The sequence below is a fragment of the Herbidospora sp. RD11066 genome, assembly GCF_054661255.1.
Genome location: NZ_BAAGDO010000003.1, coordinates 712,273 through 730,855, shown reverse-complemented (window position 1 = coordinate 730,855; position 18,583 = coordinate 712,273). Strand labels below are relative to the sequence as shown.

The window sequence follows — 18,583 nt, the reverse complement described above, 5'->3', positions numbered from 1 at the left end:
TCGTTTCAGACGGGCCGCAGCGCCCGTTCGGGTGACATGGAGCCGAGAAGGCGCTCCAGGGCCACCTCGACGTCCTCACGCCACGAGACGGCCGTCTTCAGCTCCAGCCGCAGGCGGGGGAACCGCAGATGCGGCCGGACGGTCTTGAACCCCACCGACAGCAGGTAGTCGGCCGGGGTCACGCACGACCCCGGCTGCTCCCATTTGAGGTCGCCGAAGGCCTCGATCGCGCGTACACCCCGGCGGGTGAGATCTTTCGCCACGCCCTGCACGAGCATGCGCCCGAGCCCGCCGCCCGAGAACTCGGGAATGATGTGGGCCGTCATCAGCAGCACCGCGTCGGAACTCACCGGTGAGGTGGGAAAAGCCACCGATCTCGGGACGTAAAGCGGCGGCGCGAACAGCACGAACCCCGCGGCCACGCCGTCGACATATGCGATCTTGCCGCAGGAGCCCCATTCGAGCAGCGTGGCGGAGACCCACGCCTCCTTCTCCAAGCTGGGCTCCCCGGCCTGCGCGGCCCGCTCGCCCCCCATGGGGTCGAGCTCCCAGAACACGCAATTGCGACACCTGCGCGGCAGGTCATCAAGATTGTCGAGCGTGATGCTGGCCAGCCGACGCGACACGTGACGCCCCTATTCCCGGCATTGGTCCCGGCAGTTTTGCTGGAATAGTAGCCGGTGCTCCCAGCCAGAACGGGAATTCGGCGCGCACCCGGCGCCCCTTCTCTCATGCTGATACCGATTGCGGACCGTTCAGTCGGCTGCCTTACCCTCTAATTAACGCCTATGAAACGGAGGTGGACCGTGACGAATGAGACGGATCACGGTCGGACACCCGCGACCCACGGGTCACGCATCGATGCCTACGTCGATCGGTACGCCGCACGAGCTACCGGGATGGTCGCCTCCGAGATCCGAGCTCTGTTCGCCGTCGCATCGAGGCCAGAGGTGGTCTCGCTCGCCGGCGGCATGCCCTACGTCACGGCGCTCCCCCTGGACGTGGTCGGTGAACTGGTCGCCGACCTGGTCAACCGCCGCGGCCCCGAAGCCCTGCAATACGGCTCGGGCCAGGGTGACCCCGCACTGCGTGAGCAGATCTGCGAGGTCATGCGCATGGAGGGCATCGACGCGGGCGCCGACGACGTGGTCGTCACGGTGGGCTCGCAGCAGGCGCTCGATCTGATCACCCGCATCTTCGTCGACCCCGGCGACATCGTCCTGGCCGAGGGTCCCTCTTACGTCGGCGCGCTCGGCACGTTCTCGGCCTACCAGGCGAAGGTCGTCCACATCGCCATGGACGACCAGGGGCTCATCCCCGAATCCCTGGCCCAGACGATCTACGCCCTGCACGCCTCCGGGCAGCGCATCAAGTTCCTCTACACGATCCCGACCTTCCAGAACCCGGCCGGGGTCACCCTGAACCTGGTCCGGCGCCGGCAGGTCCTGGAGATCTGCCAGAAGGCCGGCATCCTCGTCGTGGAAGACAACCCCTACGGCATGCTGGGCTTCGACGGCGAACCGCTCCGGGCCCTGCGCGCCGACGACCCCGACGGGGTCGTCTACCTGGGCTCGTTCTCCAAGACCCTCGCCCCCGGCTTCCGGGTCGGCTGGGCTCTCGCACCTCACGCGATCAGGCAGAAGCTCGTGCTGGCCATGGAGTCGGCCGTGCTGTCGCACTCGACGTTCACCCAGCTCGCCGTCGGCCAATACCTGGCCACGCAGCCGTGGCGCGAGCAGATCAAGACCTTCCGCGAGCTCTACCGCGAACGCCGCGACGCCCTGCTCGGCGCGCTGGAGATGCAGATGCCCGAAGGCTGCACCTGGACGAAACCGGCCGGTGGATTCTTCGTGTGGATGACCCTCCCCGAGGGGCTCAACTCCAAGGCGATGCTTCCCCAGGCTGTGGACAAACGCGTGGCGTTCGTCCCCGGCACCGGCTTCTACGCCGACGGCTCGGGCTCCCGCCACATGCGGCTGTCGTACTGCTACCCGCAGCCCGACCGCATCCGCGAGGGCGTCCGGCGGCTCGCCGGCGTCATCGAAGAAGAACTGCGGACCGTCGAGATGTTCGGCACCCGGTCCCGCGACGGCCACTCCGGCGTGGACACACCCGGTCCGGACCTCGCCTGATCGTCTGTACGGCTAGCCTGTTCGGGCTAGCCGTACAGGAATCGGAGAAAGGCCGGGCTATGAGCGATCTCGGACACGTGCTCGTACTGGCAGGGGGACTGTCCTACGAGCGGGAGGTCTCCATCCGGTCCGGCCGGCGGGTGGCCGAGGTCCTGCGCGCCCAGGGCGTCGACGTCGAGACCCGCGACACCGACTCCACCCTCGTCCCGACCGTGCTGTCCGAACGCCCCACGGCCGTCTTCGTGACCCTGCACGGCGGGGCCGGGGAGGACGGCGCGATCCGTTCCGTGCTGGAGCTCCTCGGGGTGCCTTACGTGGGGGCGGCGCCTGACGCGTGCCGGGTGGCCTTCGACAAGCCGACGGCGAAGGCGGTGGTGCGGTCGTGGGGCCTGAACACGCCCGATTCGGTGGCGCTTCCCAAAGAGACCTTTCATGACCTGGGGGCTTCTTCCGTTCTTGCGCGGATCGTCGAGTCTCTGGGGCTGCCGCTGTTCGTGAAGCCTTCTCGGGGTGGGTCTGCGCTGGGGGCGTCCATCGTGCGGTCGGCCGAAGAGCTGCCGGCCGCGATGGTGGGGTGTTTCGCGTACGGGGACACGGCGCTCATCGAGACGTACATCGAGGGCGTGGAGGTCGCGGTGTCCGTCGTCGACCTCGGCGACGGGCCCGTCGCGCTGCCGCCTGTGGAGATCGTGCCCGATGGCGGGGCTTATGATTACGCGGCCCGGTACACGGCCGGGCGGACGGAGTTCTTCGCGCCGGCGCGGCTGGGGGATGAGGCGATGGCGGCGTGTGAGGCGATGGCGGTGGCGGCGCATTCGGCGTTGGGGCTGCGGGATGTGTCGCGGACTGACCTGATCGTCGATGGTGATGGGAAGCCGTGGTTCCTCGAGGTGAACGTGGCGCCGGGGATGACGGAGACGTCGCTGCTGCCGATGGCGGCTGAGGCTGCGGGGCGGGACCTGGGGGCGTTGTGCCGGGGGCTGCTGGAGATCGCGGCGCGGCGGGGGTAGCGGGGACCTCCTCACAGAATGAAGCCAGCTGAATCCGGCGTCGGTGCGGCGAGATGCATCACCTGCATGGGCGGTGCTTGGCAACGGCGAGTCGTCGGGCACCGGGGTCATTGTGTTGGGGGCTTCTAAGAGTCCGTGACGATCATGGCTTGGCCCTGGTGACCGCAGTGGGGTTTCGCACTCGGCGTGGTCGGGGCTTGATAGGGCCAGTTGGTGGCGACGTCGCGGGCTCTTGCCTGCTGACCGCAGGCTACGCCAGTGGCAACCGCATTTGGCGTCGGTGCTAAGTCGGGTGCTAAAGGGCGCCGCATACCCACATACGAGGGGCGTCCAGCCAGAGACTTGGCCACCCAACCTCGCTGCCGATAGGGCCACCTCCAGGAACTCACCATCAGGGCGGCGTGACGTCCCGCAGTCGTGAGGCTGGTTTGGGAGTCGGCAGGAGGTTCCACCTCGTTCGGCGCCGCAAGATCTGGCATCCCGCTCCTGCCTTCTGGGCAGAAGGACAATCACCGCTGTCGCCGAGCGCCTGCGTGCCGCTTTAGGGATTCCGTGTCGCTGAGAACGCTGATGATGCGTTCGATGGCGAAGTCGGCGATGATCCGGAGCAGGCGGGACGTGTGGTGCTGGATTTCGATCATGCTGGTGCCCTGGACGTCGCGAAGAAGTCATCGGGCGGATCCCGCTTTCATCAGACGAGCAGGGGCTAAGAGCTCCTAACAAATGAAGTCGGCTGAATCGGGCGCCGGTGCGGCGAGATGCATCACCTGCATGGTCGGCGCTTGGCAACGGCGAGTTGTCAGGCCCCGGAGTCATTGTGTGAGGACCTCTAAGAGCTCCTGACAAAATGAGCGTCACCGGTCTCGGCGCCGGTGCGGCGAGGTGCGTCACCTGCATAGTCGGCGCAAGGGAACGGCGAGCGGCCCGAGTGCCGGGGTCATTTTGTTAGGACTTCCAAGCGACGTCACACAGGCTCGGCACGGTGGCCACCGCCTTGGCGACCCTGGACGAGGCGGTGCGCAGCTGGTCGACGTCGGGGACCGACCTCCCCGTGATGATGCTCGGCCCGCTTCACTCCCGCATGGACGTGTCAGTCGTCGTCGAAGCCGTATTCGTCGATCCACACATACGCTCCAGCCGTGACGAGAAGTCCCAGCATTTCCGGGGTCAGGAGGAGCCCCGGCTTGGTCGCGCTCGGCCCGGCTTCGAAGGAGCGGAACATGACGAGGGTGGCCTCACACCCTTCGGCGGTCAGTTCACCGATGCGATCGAAGGTGCCGGCCAGGCGGGCCATGACGGCGTCGGCCTGATCGTCGAGGGACGCGGTCTCGGGCAGATCCGCATCGACGATCCACTCGTGGCGGGGCGGCACGAGGCGCCCTGTCCGGCGACTCTGCTTCGACTCCTTGACCTCGGATCGGCTCGGAGTGACCCCCAGGCGCCGCGTGATCGACTCGGGGTCGAGGTGTTCCGACTGGATCATGAAGTAGGCGCGTTGTTCGACGATCACGGTAGCCACGTCATTCGATTGAGGGGAGCTCACCTAGGCTGTGCGGGTGGTTCATGCGAAAAGTTTTGGTAGTGACAATCATGCGGGTGTTCATCCCGAAGTGATGGCCGCGGTCGTGGCGGCCAACGAGGGCGACACGCTTCCTTACGGCAGCGACCCGTGGACGGCCGACATGGAGAGCGCCGTCCGAGAGGTCTTCGGGGAGCAGGCGCACGGTTACGCCATGTTCAACGGGACCGGCGCCAACGTAGTGGGGCTGGGGTTGATGCTCCGGGCGTACGACGGGGTGATCTGCCCGGCCAGCGCCCACATCAACGGCAACGAGGCCGGCGCCGCCGAGCGGATACTCGGCACGAAGCTGCTCACCGTGGCGACGGACGACGGAAAACTCCGCCCGGCCGACGTCCTGGCCCAGCTCGGCGCCATCGGCAACGAACACCTGTCGCAGCCACGTGTGGTCTCCATTTCCCAGGTGACCGAGTGCGGGACGGTCTACACGCCGGAGGAGATCTCGGCGCTGGCGGAGGTCGTCCACGACAACGGCTTGTTCCTCCACATGGACGGCGCGCGGCTCGCCAACGCGGCCGCCGAACTCGGCTGCGGCCTGGCCGACATCACCACCGCCTGCGGAGTGGACGTTCTGAGCTACGGCGCGACCAAGAACGGCGCCCTGGGCGCCGAGGCGCTGATCGTCCTGCGGCCGGAACTGGCGCCCGGTGCGCTCTTCCTGCGCAAGCAGGGCATGCAGCTCGCTTCGAAGATGCGGTACGTCTCCCCTCAGATCACCGCCCTCCTGCGCGGCGACCTGTGGCTGCGGAACGCCTCGCACGCCAACGCGATGGCGCACCGGCTGGCCGACGGGGTGGCTTCGGTGGTGAAGTTCCGGTACGAGGTTCAGTCGAACGCGGTGTTCCCGGTGCTGCCGGAGAAGGCGATCGCGTACCTGCTGGAGAGGTTCACCTTCGGACTGTGGGACAAGGCCGGGGGAGTCGTGCGGTGGGTTACGTCCTTCGACACGACGGAAGAGGATGTCGATGCGCTGATCGCGGCTACACACGAGGCGCTTAGTTTCACGTGAAACATCGCGATGGGGCTGGCTGGAGCGCGCCTGGCCCCATCGCGATGTCCTCGGGTGAACGGTCGGCGTCGGCGTTAGCCGTCGTCCTGTGAGTGTTGGAATGCCCGCCGGTAGAGATTCACCGCGCTGACCGTCGACGACTTTGGTGGCTTCTCCTACCGCTGCGGTTGTCGTCTGGCCGCCGCGTGCCAAACGAAGCTCGGTCACTTTGAGAACTCCAACACGATGAGAGCGTCGTCTCCGTCAGCGCGGCGGGCGTTGGAGTCAGCGAGCGATAAGGCCTATTTGGCTGGTGGCTCCAAGAGACCGAACAGCGCTACTCGACGGCCCAAGTACCCGCGTGAAGGGGCGATGCGCCGCCTTTAGGGGCAGGTGACGAACATCGTCCCCCCTGAGCAGGTGACCCACTTCGCCCGCACCGATGTCGAGTTCAGCTGGCCTCATTCTTCAGTAGGCGCTAGTCCCTGGCAGAACGATTCCGATGCCCGCCGAGTGTCATGCACTTCCATCGCCTCGGCCGAGCAGAGACGACCACACATCGATGTTGGCGTGCAACGAGAGGTACCTTCCATTGCTCGGGCGAAGCAACTCTCAGCTCTGGTTCCAACTTGAGCCACCTCACTCCGCGGGTGCCAGCAAGGTGTGCGTCTTGCGTTGACCTTCACTCTCGCTCGTGCAGCGCAATTCCTACGTCCAGCGAATGAGCGGCTTCCGAAGACCTCAAGGGATCGAGCTAGCGCCAGCGGTACTCCTTCTACGCGGCGAGGACCGCGTAGCCCTGGCGTAGTCGCACTGTTTCACGTGAAACAACGCGGGGCGCCCGCACCACATCAGCGGCGTTCGTCGGCGATGCCAAAGGACGGATGACACCGGTTCGTGGTAGCTTCGGCGTCGCCAGGTGCTGCTGCGGACTGAGGAGGTGAGACCGATCAACGCTGTGACAGGTCGGGACTCCCTCCATCTCATGGGCTAGGGAGTGCCCGCAGAAGGCATCTCGAAAGGCTCGAACGCGCATGTTGCGCTTCATCTCCCAGACGTCCACCAACGGCGTCACTGAAGAACTCTTCACCCTCCCCTTCAGCTTCGGGGACATCCCCGGCGTGCTGTGGTCTCCAGAGTCCGCCACCGGCTCTCGTCCCCTGATCTTCATCGGACACGGCGGCGGCCAGCACAAGCAATCCCCCGGCGTCGTCGCACGAGCCCACCGCTTCGCGGCCGAGTGCGGTTTCGCCGTCGTGGCCGTCGATTCCCCCGCCCACGGCGGCCGACCCCAAAGTGCCGAGCACCAGCGGCTCCTCACCGAGATGCGCACCCGATTCCAGAGCGGCGGCGACGCGACGCCGATCCTCGCCGAACTCCATGCACTCATCGCCGGCCAGAGCGCCCCCGAGTGGCAGGCGATCCTGGACGAAGTCCAGAAGCTCGACCACGTCGGACCCGGTCCGGTGGGCTACTGGGGGATCTCGATGGGGTGCGCTCTCGGCATTCCCTTCGTCGCCGCCGAGCCACGCGTCCGTGCAGCGGTCCTGGGCCTGAACGGTACGCATACCGCCGCCGATGGCGCCGAGCGAATCACCATCCCGCTGGAGTTCCTAGTGCAGTGGGACGACGAAATGGTTCCCCGTGCAGCAAGCCTGGCCCTCTTCGATCGATTCGGCTCACCCGAGAAGACGCTCCACGCCAACCCCGGCAAGCATGTGGAAATCCCGCCCTTCGAGGTCGATAGCTCACTGCGCTTCTTCACCCGGCACCTGACCTGACCCAGCCACCCATGATGCGCTGATCGGGCTTCCGCACCCGATCAGCGCATCACAGCATTCGCCTACAGACGCGGCTCCCAACGACGTGTTGGAAGGCAGTAGCTCCGGAAGTCCCTGCAACGGACAAGACCACGGAGTTGCCCACGCAGATAACTCGCTCACGGCACGCTGGGTTGGAGATCAGAGGTCCCGTGAATCGACACCCGCGTCACAGCAGCTTCGTCTCATGCTCTACCAACGAATCTGCCGAAGAAGGGCCCGACATGGGCACCACGCCGTGGACGATTCGCGGTCGTGACCCGGGAGCCTCGAAACCTGCGGCTACGTGACCAATGCCCACGCCCTACAGCGTGCTGATGCTGGCCACGTCGATGACGTCGAAGGCGGGGTTGCACGGTTCCAGGTACACGTGACCGTCGCGACGCAGGAACACCTTCACAGTCGCCTCCCCGTCGATCATCGCGGCAACGATCTGACCCGGGACTAGGTGGATCGGCTTTGACATCAGCGGCGTCTCGCAACGTTGGGTTCATCGGTTGGCTGAAGTGGAAGGCCACGATCCGCTCCAGATCATCGACCGTGGAGAACTCCACCACGATCCGCCCCTTCCGAAGCCCTAAATCAACCTTCACCTCGACATCGAAAGTGATCCGACAGCCGATCCGCCAAAGACACCAACGCCAGCGCCGTCGGCCGCTTCGTCTCCGGCTTGCCGCGAGGAGTCCTAGGTCGATAGGCCAGCCGGATTCTCCAGCCGCCATCGGTTTCACGTGAAACCAAGGCAGCCCCTCACCATGGGTCCCCCGAGCCCCAGGAAGCCCACCAAGCCCACCAAACACAAAACAGCTCCCCAGGGATCCAATCCCCGAGGAGCTGTTTCACGTGAAACCTAGTCGCTCTCCAGCCCGCGCATCTGGTCGGCCGCGTCAGGCGCCATCGTCCCGATGATCCGCTCCAGATCATCGATAGTGGAGAACTCCACCACGATCCGCCCCTTCCGAAGCCCTAAATCAACCTTCACCTTGGTCTCAAAGTGATCCGACAGCCGATCCGCCAAAGACACCAGCGCCGGCGCAGTCGGCCGCTTCGTCTTCGGCTTCCGCGGCGCCGGACCGGCCGTCGCCTCCCCCATCGACACGATCTCCTCGACCGTCCGGACCGTCATGCCCTCTGCCACGATCCGGTCGGCCAGACGCTCCTGCGCAGCCGGGTCGCCCAAGGCCAGCAGGGCCCGAGCATGCCCCGGAGTGATCGAGCCGGCCGCCAGGCGGACCTGGACGTTCACCGGGAGGTTCAGCAGGCGCAGGACGTTGGTGATGTGGGAGCGGGAACGACCGACCTTCTTGGCCAGCTGCTCATGGGTGGCGCCGAAGTCGTCGAGGAGCTGGCGGTAGGCCGCCCCCTCTTCGAGCGCGTTGAGCTGCTCGCGCTGGAGATTCTCGATCAGCGCCTCGCGCAACATCTCGTCGTCGCTCGTGCTGCGGACGATCGCGGGGATGCGCTCCAGGCCGGCCAGCTTGCTGGCCCTCCAGCGGCGCTCGCCCATGATGAGTTCGAATTGGTCCCTGCCCGCCGCGCGGACGACGATCGGCTGGAGGAGGCCTACCTCGAGGATCGACTCGGACAGTTCCTTGATGCGTTCGTCGTCGAAGATGTCTCGGGGCTGGCGTGGGTTGGGAATGATCTGGCTGATCAGGATCTCTTGGAAGTGGGCCCCGGCCACCGGCACGAGATCTCGGTCACCTGGAGGTGCGGGTGCCGGGACGACTCCCGGGTCTTGGACCACCGGGCCGTTGGGGATGAGGGCGGCCAGGCCCTTGCCGAGTCCCCGACGCTGCTGACTCACCCTTGCTCCTCACCGCACCAAAGAAACGCCGCGTCGGTTTCTCACCGTCGCGCACGATTGTAGAAGGCTACAGCTTCACGCCTCCGCGACCGCCGCACCGCGATAGGCGATCTCGCGCGCCGCGTCCATATATGCCATCGCGCCGCTCGAACCGGGGTCGTAGGTCATGACCGACTGGCCGTAACTCGGGGCTTCCGACACTCGGACGCTGCGGGGGATCACCGCGTCGACCACGGTGGCGCCGAAGTGGGAGCGGACCTCCTCGGCGACCTGGGAGGCCAGGCGGGTGCGGCCGTCGTACATGGTGAGCAGGATCGTCGACACGTTGAGGGGCTGGTTCAGGTGGACGCGGACCAGCTCGACGTTCTGGAGGAGCTGGGTCAGGCCTTCCAGCGCGTAGTACTCACACTGGATGGGGATCAGGACCTCCTGCGCGGCCGTCAGCGCGTTGACCGTCAGCAGGCCGAGCGACGGGGGGCAGTCGATCAGGATGTAGTCCATCTGGGCCGACTCGTAGGCGGCGAAGGCGCGGCGCAACCTGGTCTCACGGCCGACCATCGGTACGAGTTCGATCTCGGCGCCGGCCAGGTCGAGGGTGGCGGGGGCGCAGAAAAGGCCCGGCATGTCCGGGACCTGGGTCACGATGGACTCCATCGGGAGGTCTTCCACGAGGACCTGATAAATGGAAGGTGTCCCGGCGCGGTGTTCGGTGGCCAATGCCGTCGAGGCGTTGCCCTGGGGGTCGAGGTCGACCACGAGGACCCGCTGCCCGTGCATCGAGAGGGCCGCGGCCAGGTTGACGGCGCTCGTCGTCTTCCCCACCCCGCCCTTCTGGTTGCACACACAGATCACCCGGGTCTTGGGCGGGCGTGGCCAGTCTCCGTCGCGGCCGGAGGAGTATCCGACGGGGCCGTCGGCGGCCGGCTTGCCGGGCGCGGCTGTTTCACGTGAAACCACAGAACTCAGTGCCTCTCGAACCAGCGGGGAATCACCGGGGCTTAGCGGGGGCTGGGACACCTTGGTCGTCCTTTCGACCGGCCGGGGCCGGCGAGTTCGGAGCGGAAGTGCGGCCCCACCCCCTTCAGGCCGCGCTCAGCAGCGTCGCCGCGAGCTCCTCGGGTCGTCCCAGGTCGGATTCGATCGTTCCCGGCCCGACCTCGATTACCTCTTACGTCGGCGCTGTGCACCTCGTGAACCGGCGCCGGCGATGACGCGGACAAGAGTTGCAGGCGGATCGACTTTACCGCGCCCGACCGTGACAAGCTCGGCCGTCTTTGCCCCATGAGCGGACAATTGGGCCTCGGCTCCCGCCAATTCCTCGGCGGCCCGTTCACCCTTCATCGCCAGCAGCTCTCCGCCCTCGTGGAGCAGGGGGAGCGACCATGCGAGGAGGCGGTCGAGAGGGGCGACGGCACGGGCCGTGGCGACGTCGAACTGCCGCTTGCCCTTCAGTTCTTCTGCTCGGCCGCGGAGCACTTCGACGTTGGGCAGTTTGAGGGTCTCGACGCACTCTTCGAGGAAAACGGTCCGCCGGAGCAGCGGTTCGAGGAGCGTCACCGTGACGTCGGGGCGGACGATCGCCAGGACGATGCCCGGCAGGCCCGCGCCCGAGCCGATGTCGACGAGTTTCACGTCGGGCGGCACCACTTCGGCGATCACGGCACAGTTCAACAGGTGGCGGTCCCAGATGCGGGGGACCTCCCGAGGGCCGAGCAGCCCGCGCACCACCCCCGGCCCGGCCAGCAGGGAGGCGAAGGTTTCCGCCTGGGCCAAGGCCTCGCCTGCGAACACCGCGAGGGCGGCTTCGGGAGGCTGCTGGTCACTCAATTCTTCGGTCATCCCTCGTAGGGTATCGGGCGGTGGACGACGGCCAGGAAGCCTGTGGATAAGCCTGTGGAAACTGCGGTGTGTTGCCTGTGGACAACTGTGCGCGGCTGGCCAAAAGCCCAGGCGTGAGCCGTACAGACAAGAAAACCGCCGACCCGGGACGGGGCGGCGGTTTCCACAGGGTGGAGTATCAGGCGGGCAGGACCACGACGAAACGCCGGGGCTCCTCCCCCTCTGACTCGCTGCGCAGGCCGGCGGCGGCGACCGCGTCGTGGATGACCTTGCGCTCGAACGGCGTCATCGCCTTGAGGGCCTTCGGCTCGCCCGACGCCTTGACGTCGTCGACGGCCGCCTGGCCGATCTTGGTGAGTTCGGCGCGGCGCTGCTCGCGGTAGCCCGCGACGTCGAGCATGAGCCGGGAGCGCTCGCCGGTCTGCCGGTGGACGGCCAGGCGGGTCAGTTCCTGGAGGGCCTCCAGGACCTCACCCCCGGGGCCGACCAGGTCGCCACCTTTGAGACCGATCACGGAGACGAGCGCGCGGTCGCCCTCGACGTCCATGTCGATGTCGCCGTCGAGGTCGGCTATGTCGAGCAGACCCTCGACATAGTCGGCGGCGATCTCGCCCTCCGCTTCCAGGGCGGCGACGCTGGGAGCCGCCTTGACGGTCTCCTCGGCTTCGGTCACGTGGGAACTCCTTCTCACGGCTTCTTGCTGCCGGTCCGCTTGCTACGTGGTTGCCGCGTCGGCTGCTGACGGACGATCTTAGGCTCAGGTTCCGCCGGCTGCTCGGGAGCGGGCGGGGTCTTGCGGAAGCGCGCGAAGAAGCCCGGCTTCGGCTCGAACGGGATCAGGTTGCCCTTGGCGTCGAACTGCGGCATCGGGTTGCGGCTGTAGAACCAGTGCTGCTGGCCGAGGGTCCACACGTTGGTGGTGACCCAGTAGAGGATCAGGCCCAGCGGGAAGTTCAGGGAGAACACGGCGAACAGCGGCGAGATGTACATCAGGATCTTCTGCTGCTGCGCCATGGGGTTGTCGGGCATCTGCGCGATCGAACGCGACACGCTCTGCCGGACGGTGAGGAACGTCGTCAGCGACGAGATCGCGACGAAGATGACCAGGACGATCTTGGCGATGACCGGGTCGGCGCCGTAGCCCTCGATGTCGGCGCCGCTGGTGAAGAACGTCGCCGGGAGCGGGGCGCCGAAGATGTGGGCGGCGCGGGCGCTGTCGACGAGTTCCTGCGTCATGCCGAACCGGGGCTGGCCGTGGGCCATGGCGTTCAGCACCGTGAACATCGAGATGAAGATCGGGAACTGGGCCACGATCGGCAGGCAGCCACCGAGGGGGTTGGCGCCCGCCTCCTGGTAGACGCGCATGACCTCCTGGTTCATGCGCTGCTTGTCGTTCTTGTAGCGCTTGCGAAGGTCCTGGACCTTCGGCGCCAGTTCCTGCATCTTCTTGGACGATCGCATCTGCTTCAGGAAGAGCGGGAAGATCAGGATCCGCATCGCCACGGTCAGCGTGATGATCGTCAAAGCCCAGTTCAGCCCGTTGTCCGGGCGGAGGAACAGGCTGTAGAAGTTGTGAATATGGGTGATCACCCAGGCGATGGCCGTATAAAGCCAGTTCAGCCAGGACAGCTCCACCGAGCTAGCTCCCTTGCTTGTCGTGGGGTCGAGGGGGCACGGGATCGAACCCGCCGGGGTGGAAGGGGTGGCATCGGCCGATGCGACGGATGGTCAACCACAACCCGCGCAGCGCCCCGTGCACGGCGATCGCCTCGAGACCGTACGCGCTGCAAGAGGGGTAGAAGCGGCATCGAGGCCCCAGAAGGGGACTGATGAACGCCCGGTAGAACCTGATCGGGACGATCAATACGCGGGCAGCACTCGAAACCGGCGTGACCGGTTGGGGCTGCTCGGTTGTCATGACCGTCCGTCCCGCGGCCGCCGTATCAGTCGCTGGAGCGCGACATCGAGATCGGCGGCCAGGTGCTCGCTGCGCGCGGACGCAGCCGGTGGATTGGCGCGTACCACCAGCAGGCTACCTCTAGGAAGGAGATGCAGACGTGCCCGCATCAGGTGTCTGAGTCTCCGTTTGACCCTGTTCCTGGTGACGGCGTCGCCCACGGCCTTACTGACGACGAACCCCACGATCGGGGCCTCGTCGGCCGTGGCCTCGTTGAGGTGGACGACCAGAGAGGGCCGGCCCGCGCGGCGCCCACGCCGGATGGCCTCGGCGAACTCCTCGCCTCGGCGCATGCGGGAAGCGGGCGGGAGCACCGGATACTTCCTTAACAAGTAGCCCGCCGTCAGAGATGACGGCGGGCGGGGCTGCTACGAGGTGCCGGTCAGACGGTGAGGTCGTGACGGCCCTTGCGACGGCGGGCGGCCAGGATGGCGCGGCCGGCGCGGGTGCGCATGCGCAGCCGGAAGCCGTGGGTCTTCGCGCGACGGCGGTTGTTCGGCTGGAAAGTACGCTTGCTCACGATGGGCTCCAGGCTAGATGTGCCCTGTCGTTAGGGCGGTCACCAAAGTTTACGGCTCAGGCGGGCGCAGGGCATGCGAAAGAGCCGTCCCGAGATAAGCCGACCGGGTCACGTTACGGGCTACACGCCCCAATGGTCAAACCGGCGCCCGGAATAACGCATAGTTATCCACAGGCCGTGGAGTTATCCACAATCCTCTGGGTCATCCACACCCTGTGGGCAACGACTGCCAGTAGGCTGTGGACAACGTCTTGAAGGCAGGTCGCGCACACCGCTACTGTCAGGCCTTCTGGCCTTCCTCCACACCCAGAGCACCTGTGGATCTCCTGTGGATCTTTTGTGGAAACTCACAGCGGAGGCCGGCGCCACCGGGACCAGACCGGGCGAGGCGGGTGTGGAAAACGATACGCGGCGAGCTTTCGCGGGGGCCGCGTCAGGGAGGAGTGCCGAACGGTGGACGGCGTCGACCTCAACCAGTTGTGGGCAAGAGCGCTCACCACTCTCCTGGACCAGGGCGTCTCGGGGCAGCAGCGCGCGTTTCTGCAGATGACGCAGCCATCGGGGCTGATCAACGACACGATTCTCCTGGCGGCCCCCAACGACTTCGCGAAGGAAGTCATCGAGGTGCGGCTCCGGCCCCTCATCGTGCAGGCGCTGTCGCAGGAGTTCGGCCGTCCGGTCCGGATCGCGGTGATGGTCGACCCGACCGCCACGCAGGCGGAGCCCAAGCAGCAGAACTACGGCCGTCCGGGTGGTTTTCCCCAGGCGGGCGGGCCCGCGTTCCCCCAGACCGGCACACCCGGTTTTCCCCAGAGCACCCCGACGGGCGGTTTTCCCCAGGGCGGGACACCCGGCGGTTATCCCCAGAACACCGGTTCCGGTGGTTTTCCCCAGGCTGGGGATCATGGGTTTCAACAGCCTGTGCAAACTCCGCAGGGCTTCCGCCAGGGGTTTCATCAGGAGCCCTCGGAGCAGCAGGCCGATTTTCCACAGGGCCGCCCACAGGGAGTCCCAGGAGCGCCGCCGCCCGCCGAGCAGCCGTACACGCAATATCCACAGGCTGAGGAGAAGAACGACAAGGCTCCGCCACGCCCCTCTGGGGGTAAGCCGGGGGAGCCGGCGCGGCTGAACACGAAGTACACCTTCGAGACGTTCGTCATCGGTGCCAGCAACCGGTTCGCCCACGCGGCGGCGGTCGCGGTGGCCGAGGCGCCGGCGAAGGCGTACAACCCACTCTTCATCTATGGGGACTCGGGGCTGGGGAAGACGCACCTTCTCCACGCGATCGGTCACTACGCGCAGAGCCTCTATGAAGGTGCGCGGGTGCGCTACGTGAGCTCCGAGGAGTTCACCAACGACTTCATCAACAGCATCCGCGACCACAAGGCCGACGGATTCCGGGCGCGGTTCCGGGCTGTGGACATCCTCCTCGTCGACGACATCCAGTTCCTGGAGGGCAAGGAGCAGACGCAGGAGGAGTTCTTCCACACCTTCAACACGCTCCACAACAGCAGCAAGCAGATCGTGATCTCCAGCGACCGGGCGCCGAAACAGCTGGTCACGCTGGAAGACCGGCTCCGCAACCGCTTCGAGTGGGGGCTGATCACCGACGTCCAGCCGCCCGAGCTCGAGACCCGCATCGCGATCCTGCGCAAGAAGGCGATCCAGGAGGGCCTGGCCGCGCCGCCCGACGTGCTGGAGTACATCGCCTCGCGGATCGCCACCAACATCCGTGAGCTCGAAGGCGCACTGATAAGGGTGACGGCGTTCGCGTCGCTCCAGCGGCAGTCCGTGGACATCGGGCTGACCGAGATCGTGCTGAAGGATCTCATCACCGAAGAGGGCTCCAGCACCGAGATCACCATCGCGCTCATCATGACGACCACCGCCGAGTACTTCGGCGTCTCGCTCGACGACCTCTGTGGAGGATCGCGTTCGCGGGCCCTGGTGGTCGCACGTCAGATCGCCATGTATCTGGCCCGGGAGCTCACCGATCTGTCGCTGCCGAAGATCGGCGCGCAGTTCGGCGGCCGTGACCACACCACTGTTATGCACAGCGAGCGCAAGATCCGGTCGCTGATGGCCGAGCGCCGCTCGATGTACAACCAGGTCAACGAGCTGACGACCCGCATTAAGCAGCGCGCGCGCAACGCTTGATTCACAGCCTGTGGATAACCCTGTGGATCACGGAACACCTCTCTGACGTGCTGAGCTCACGTATCTCTTAGATCAACAGGCCACGCCGGGCTGTGGACAACCTTGTGGATAACCTGTGGAGAAACCCCCCTCCAGCGGTGGATAACCTGTGGACACGCTGTGGATGGCCTGTGGGTAGTGGAAAAAACACACTCCGTGTCGGGCGTGTCTCATGTGGACAACCTGTGGATAAGCTGTGGGTAACCGGTGGATAACTGGGTGCAAACCTGTGGACGGGTTGTGGGTAACTAAAAGTTATCCCCAGAACGCTCTGAGTAATCCACAGTGAGTCCACAGGCCCTGTGGAAAATAAACAGGCTCTGACCTGCGGATATAGGTGTTGTCCACAGTTTCCACAGCACCTATTAAGACGACCAATCTCTCTACCTAGGGGAAAGTCAAGAGCAACCTTCGAGCTGAGCCCGGAGCAAAAAATCCCGGAGTTGACACCTCCCGGCAACCGACGAAGATGGGCAGTCACACCCCCGAGCCCCGCGTCGCCGCTCCCCAGAGCCATCACCGCCCCGACGCCGTCCCTACCCACCACAGGAGGCTGATCCACGTGATGTTCCGGGTCGACCGAGACGTGCTCGCCGAAGCCGTCGCGTGGACGGCACGCAGCCTCCCCGCCAGGCCCTCGGTGCCGGTTCTCGCCGGCATGCGCCTCGAGGTCACCGAAGACCAGCAGCTCAAGCTCTCCGGGTTCGACTACGAGGTCTCCGCGGAGGTGACCCTCGAGCTGCAGACCGGCGAGGCCGGAGTGGTGCTCGTGTCGGGCCGTCTGCTCGCCGAGATCACCCGGGCCCTTCCTGCACAGCCTGTGGATTTCGTGGTGGAAGGCGCCAAGGCGGTCGTGACCTGTGGCAGCGCCCGGTTCACCCTGCTGACCATGCCGGTGGAGGACTATCCCTCCCTCCCGGCGATGCCGCCCGCCGCGGGCCGGATCGGCAGCGACGTGTTCGCCTCCGCCGTCGCCCAGGTGGCCACCGCGGCGGGCAAGGACGACACGCTGCCGATGCTGACCGGCGTCCGCATGGAGATCGACGGCGACACGGTCACGCTGGCCGCGACCGACCGCTACCGCCTCGCGGTGCGCGAGCTCCGCTGGCAGCCCGACCAGCCCGACTTCCAGGCGATCGCGATGATCCCGGGCCGCACCCTCGCCGACACCGCCAAGTCGCTGGTCACCGGCGCCGAGGTCGAGATCGCGCTGAGCTCCGTGGGCGGCAAGGGCGAGGGCATGATCGGCTTCAGCAGCTCCGGCCGCCGCACCACCACCCGGCTGCTCGACCCCGAGTTCCCCAAATACCGCTCGCTGCTGCCGACCGAGTTCTCCTGCCATGCCGATCTGGTCACCAGCGCCTTCGTCGAGGCCGTCAAGCGCGTGGCCCTGGTCGCCGAGCGCAACACCCCGGTGAGGCTGGCCTTCCGGGGCGACGAGGTCGTCCTCGAAGCGGGCAGCGGCGACGAGGCACAGGCTGTGGAAGTCCTGCCCGTCGAGTTCACCGGCGACGAGATCAACATCGCCTTCAACCACCAGTTCCTGCTCGAAGGCCTCGGCGCCATCGATTCGGACGTTGCTCGCCTGCAGTTCACCACCTCGACGAAGCCCGCCATCCTCACCGGTGGAAAACCTGTGGAAGATGGGGGCATACCTGACTACCGCTACCTGATCATGCCCATTCGCCTGTCCAGCTGATCCCCGGGTAGGACGAGCCAATCGGCATGACGGAAGATGGAACCCTGAGGGGGTGCTCATGCAGATTGGCATGATCGGGCTGGGCAAGATGGGCGGCAACATGGCCGAGCGGCTCCGCCGCGGCGGTCATGAGGTCGTCGGTTACGACCGCGATCCCGGCGTCAGCGACGTCGGCAGCCTCAAAGAGCTCGTCGACCGCCTGGAGGCGCCACGCGCCGTCTGGGTGATGGTCCCCGCCGGTGAGCCCACCCGGGCCACCATCGCGGCACTGGCCGACGAACTCGCCGAAGGCGACATCATCATCGACGGTGGCAACTCCCACTACGTCGACGACCAGAAGCACGGCAAGGAACTCGCCGCCAAGGGCCTGCGCTTCGTCGACGTCGGCGTCTCCGGCGGCGTGTGGGGCCTGAAGAACGGCTACGCCCTCATGGCGGGCGGCACGGCCGAGGACATCGCCCGGCTGCAGCCGATCTTCGACGCCCTCAAGCCCGAGGGCGACGACGGCTTCGTCCACGCCGGATCGATCGGCGCCGGCCACTTCGCCAAGATGGTCCACAACGGCATCGAATACGGCATGATGCAGGCCTTCGCCGAGGGCTGGGAGCTGCTCGAGGCCACCGACATCGTCACCGACGTGCCTGGAGCGTTCAAAAGCTGGCGGCACGGCACGGTCATCCGCTCGTGGCTGCTCGACCTGCTCACCCGGGCCCTCGACGAAGACCCCGGGCTGGAGAACCTCAAGGGCTTCGCCCAGGACTCCGGAGAGGGCCGCTGGACCGTCCAGGCGGCGGTCGACCACGCGGTGCCGCTGCCGGTCATCACGGCCGCGCTCTACGCGCGCTTCGCCTCCCGGCAGGACGACTCCCCGGCGATGAAGATGGTCGCCGCGCTCCGCAACCAGTTCGGCGGCCACGCCGTCACTGCCGCGGAAGGCGAATACGAGAAGGGCGCCGACGCCCCGGGCGCGGCCGACACCCCGATCGCCGAAGCCGACCGCTCCTGAATTCGGCCGGGCTCCCGCTTCGCGGCGGGA

At 66.5% G+C, this 18,583-nt stretch carries 18 protein-coding genes; 7 read left to right on the top strand and 11 right to left on the bottom strand.

The window, feature by feature from the left end; genetic code table 11:
• Positions 1-5 precede the first annotated feature (5 nt).
• On the bottom strand, positions 6-626 hold the full coding sequence (locus tag ACYQ78_RS14985) for a GNAT family N-acetyltransferase (protein ID WP_459801424.1): 621 nt from the start codon (positions 624-626) through the stop codon (positions 6-8).
• Positions 627-899: 273 nt separating this feature from the next.
• Between ACYQ78_RS14985 and ACYQ78_RS14980 the strand changes: the two genes are divergently transcribed.
• Together ACYQ78_RS14980 and ACYQ78_RS14975 are read left to right on the top strand one after the other, a co-directional pair.
• On the top strand, positions 900-2,132 hold the full coding sequence (locus ACYQ78_RS14980) for an aminotransferase-like domain-containing protein (RefSeq protein WP_459801778.1): 1,233 nt from the start codon (positions 900-902) through the stop codon (positions 2,130-2,132).
• Between the two features lie 59 nt (positions 2,133-2,191).
• The gene (locus tag ACYQ78_RS14975) at positions 2,192-3,142 is read left to right on the top strand and encodes a D-alanine--D-alanine ligase family protein (protein ID WP_459801423.1); all 951 of its coding nucleotides are present in this window, start codon (positions 2,192-2,194) and stop codon (positions 3,140-3,142) included.
• A 1,090-nt stretch (positions 3,143-4,232) separates the two neighbouring features.
• Here the strand turns inward: ACYQ78_RS14975 and ACYQ78_RS14970 are convergent.
• Positions 4,233-4,661: a DUF4279 domain-containing protein gene (locus ACYQ78_RS14970; RefSeq protein WP_459801422.1), complete on the bottom strand. Its 429-nt coding sequence runs from the start codon at positions 4,659-4,661 to the stop codon at positions 4,233-4,235.
• A 31-nt stretch (positions 4,662-4,692) separates the two neighbouring features.
• Here ACYQ78_RS14970 and ACYQ78_RS14965 point away from each other — a divergent pair, with 31 nt between their 5' ends.
• Positions 4,693-5,730, top strand: coding sequence for a threonine aldolase family protein (locus ACYQ78_RS14965; RefSeq protein WP_459801421.1), 1,038 nt, complete (start codon positions 4,693-4,695; stop codon positions 5,728-5,730).
• Positions 5,731-6,743: 1,013 nt separating this feature from the next.
• Positions 6,744-7,490, top strand: a complete 747-nt coding sequence (locus ACYQ78_RS14960) for an alpha/beta hydrolase (RefSeq protein ID WP_459801420.1) — start codon at positions 6,744-6,746, stop codon at positions 7,488-7,490.
• 343 nt (positions 7,491-7,833) lie between these two features.
• Here ACYQ78_RS14960 and ACYQ78_RS14955 read toward each other — a convergent pair whose 3' ends face one another.
• The 9 genes from ACYQ78_RS14955 to rpmH form a co-directional block, all read right to left on the bottom strand.
• The gene (locus ACYQ78_RS14955) at positions 7,834-7,995 is read right to left on the bottom strand and encodes a LexA family protein (protein ID WP_459801419.1); all 162 of its coding nucleotides are present in this window, start codon (positions 7,993-7,995) and stop codon (positions 7,834-7,836) included.
• Positions 7,996-8,379: 384 nt separating this feature from the next.
• The gene (locus tag ACYQ78_RS14950) at positions 8,380-9,336 is read right to left on the bottom strand and encodes a ParB/RepB/Spo0J family partition protein (protein WP_459801418.1); all 957 of its coding nucleotides are present in this window, start codon (positions 9,334-9,336) and stop codon (positions 8,380-8,382) included.
• A gap of 75 nt (positions 9,337-9,411) precedes the next feature.
• Complete coding sequence (locus ACYQ78_RS14945; RefSeq protein ID WP_459801417.1) at positions 9,412-10,293, bottom strand: ParA family protein; 882 nt, start codon at positions 10,291-10,293, stop codon at positions 9,412-9,414.
• Positions 10,294-10,497: 204 nt separating this feature from the next.
• Positions 10,498-11,175, bottom strand: coding sequence for a 16S rRNA (guanine(527)-N(7))-methyltransferase RsmG (rsmG, locus tag ACYQ78_RS14940; protein ID WP_459801416.1), 678 nt, complete (start codon positions 11,173-11,175; stop codon positions 10,498-10,500).
• Between the two features lie 178 nt (positions 11,176-11,353).
• On the bottom strand, positions 11,354-11,848 hold the full coding sequence (locus tag ACYQ78_RS14935) for a Jag family protein (protein WP_459801415.1): 495 nt from the start codon (positions 11,846-11,848) through the stop codon (positions 11,354-11,356).
• 14 nt (positions 11,849-11,862) lie between these two features.
• A complete protein-coding gene (yidC, locus tag ACYQ78_RS14930; protein WP_459801414.1) occupies positions 11,863-12,810 on the bottom strand; it encodes a membrane protein insertase YidC in 948 nt (315 codons plus the stop codon).
• A gap of 4 nt (positions 12,811-12,814) precedes the next feature.
• Entirely contained in the window at positions 12,815-13,093 is a 279-nt protein-coding gene (gene yidD / locus ACYQ78_RS14925) for a membrane protein insertion efficiency factor YidD (protein ID WP_459801413.1), read from the bottom strand.
• Positions 13,090-13,446 carry a ribonuclease P protein component gene (rnpA, locus tag ACYQ78_RS14920; RefSeq protein ID WP_459801412.1) on the bottom strand — a complete coding sequence of 119 codons (357 nt, stop codon included), beginning with the start codon at positions 13,444-13,446 and terminating at the stop codon, positions 13,090-13,092. Before rnpA ends, yidD begins: the two co-directional genes overlap by 4 nt.
• Before the next feature lie 68 nt (positions 13,447-13,514).
• Complete coding sequence (gene rpmH / locus ACYQ78_RS14915) at positions 13,515-13,652, bottom strand: 50S ribosomal protein L34 (protein ID WP_155339926.1); 138 nt, start codon at positions 13,650-13,652, stop codon at positions 13,515-13,517.
• Positions 13,653-14,105: 453 nt separating this feature from the next.
• Between rpmH and dnaA the strand changes: the two genes are divergently transcribed.
• The 3 genes from dnaA (at position 14,106) to gnd (ending at position 18,553) form a co-directional block, all read left to right on the top strand.
• On the top strand, positions 14,106-15,809 hold the full coding sequence (dnaA, locus tag ACYQ78_RS14910; RefSeq protein WP_459801411.1) for a chromosomal replication initiator protein DnaA: 1,704 nt from the start codon (positions 14,106-14,108) through the stop codon (positions 15,807-15,809).
• Positions 15,810-16,410: 601 nt separating this feature from the next.
• Positions 16,411-17,547, top strand: coding sequence for a DNA polymerase III subunit beta (gene dnaN, locus ACYQ78_RS14905; protein WP_459801777.1), 1,137 nt, complete (start codon positions 16,411-16,413; stop codon positions 17,545-17,547).
• Positions 17,548-17,605: 58 nt separating this feature from the next.
• Entirely contained in the window at positions 17,606-18,553 is a 948-nt protein-coding gene (gnd, locus tag ACYQ78_RS14900) for a phosphogluconate dehydrogenase (NAD(+)-dependent, decarboxylating) (protein ID WP_459801410.1), read from the top strand.
• Positions 18,554-18,583: the final 30 nt, after the last annotated feature.

Bases quoted from the DNA above. Each gene is read 5' to 3' on its own strand.
- ACYQ78_RS14980 (WP_459801778.1), top strand. From the start codon at position 900: ATGGTCGCCTCCGAGATCCGAGCTCTGTTCGCCGTCGCATCGAGGCCA.
- ACYQ78_RS14975 (WP_459801423.1), top strand. From the start codon at position 2,192: ATGAGCGATCTCGGACACGTGCTCGTACTGGCAGGGGGACTGTCCTAC.
- ACYQ78_RS14960 (WP_459801420.1), top strand. From the start codon at position 6,744: ATGTTGCGCTTCATCTCCCAGACGTCCACCAACGGCGTCACTGAAGAA.
- ACYQ78_RS14955 (WP_459801419.1), bottom strand. From the start codon at position 7,995: ATGTCAAAGCCGATCCACCTAGTCCCGGGTCAGATCGTTGCCGCGATG.
- rsmG (WP_459801416.1), bottom strand. From the start codon at position 11,175: ATGACCGAAGAATTGAGTGACCAGCAGCCTCCCGAAGCCGCCCTCGCG.
- yidD (WP_459801413.1), bottom strand. From the start codon at position 13,093: ATGACAACCGAGCAGCCCCAACCGGTCACGCCGGTTTCGAGTGCTGCC.
- gnd (WP_459801410.1), top strand. From the start codon at position 17,606: ATGCAGATTGGCATGATCGGGCTGGGCAAGATGGGCGGCAACATGGCC.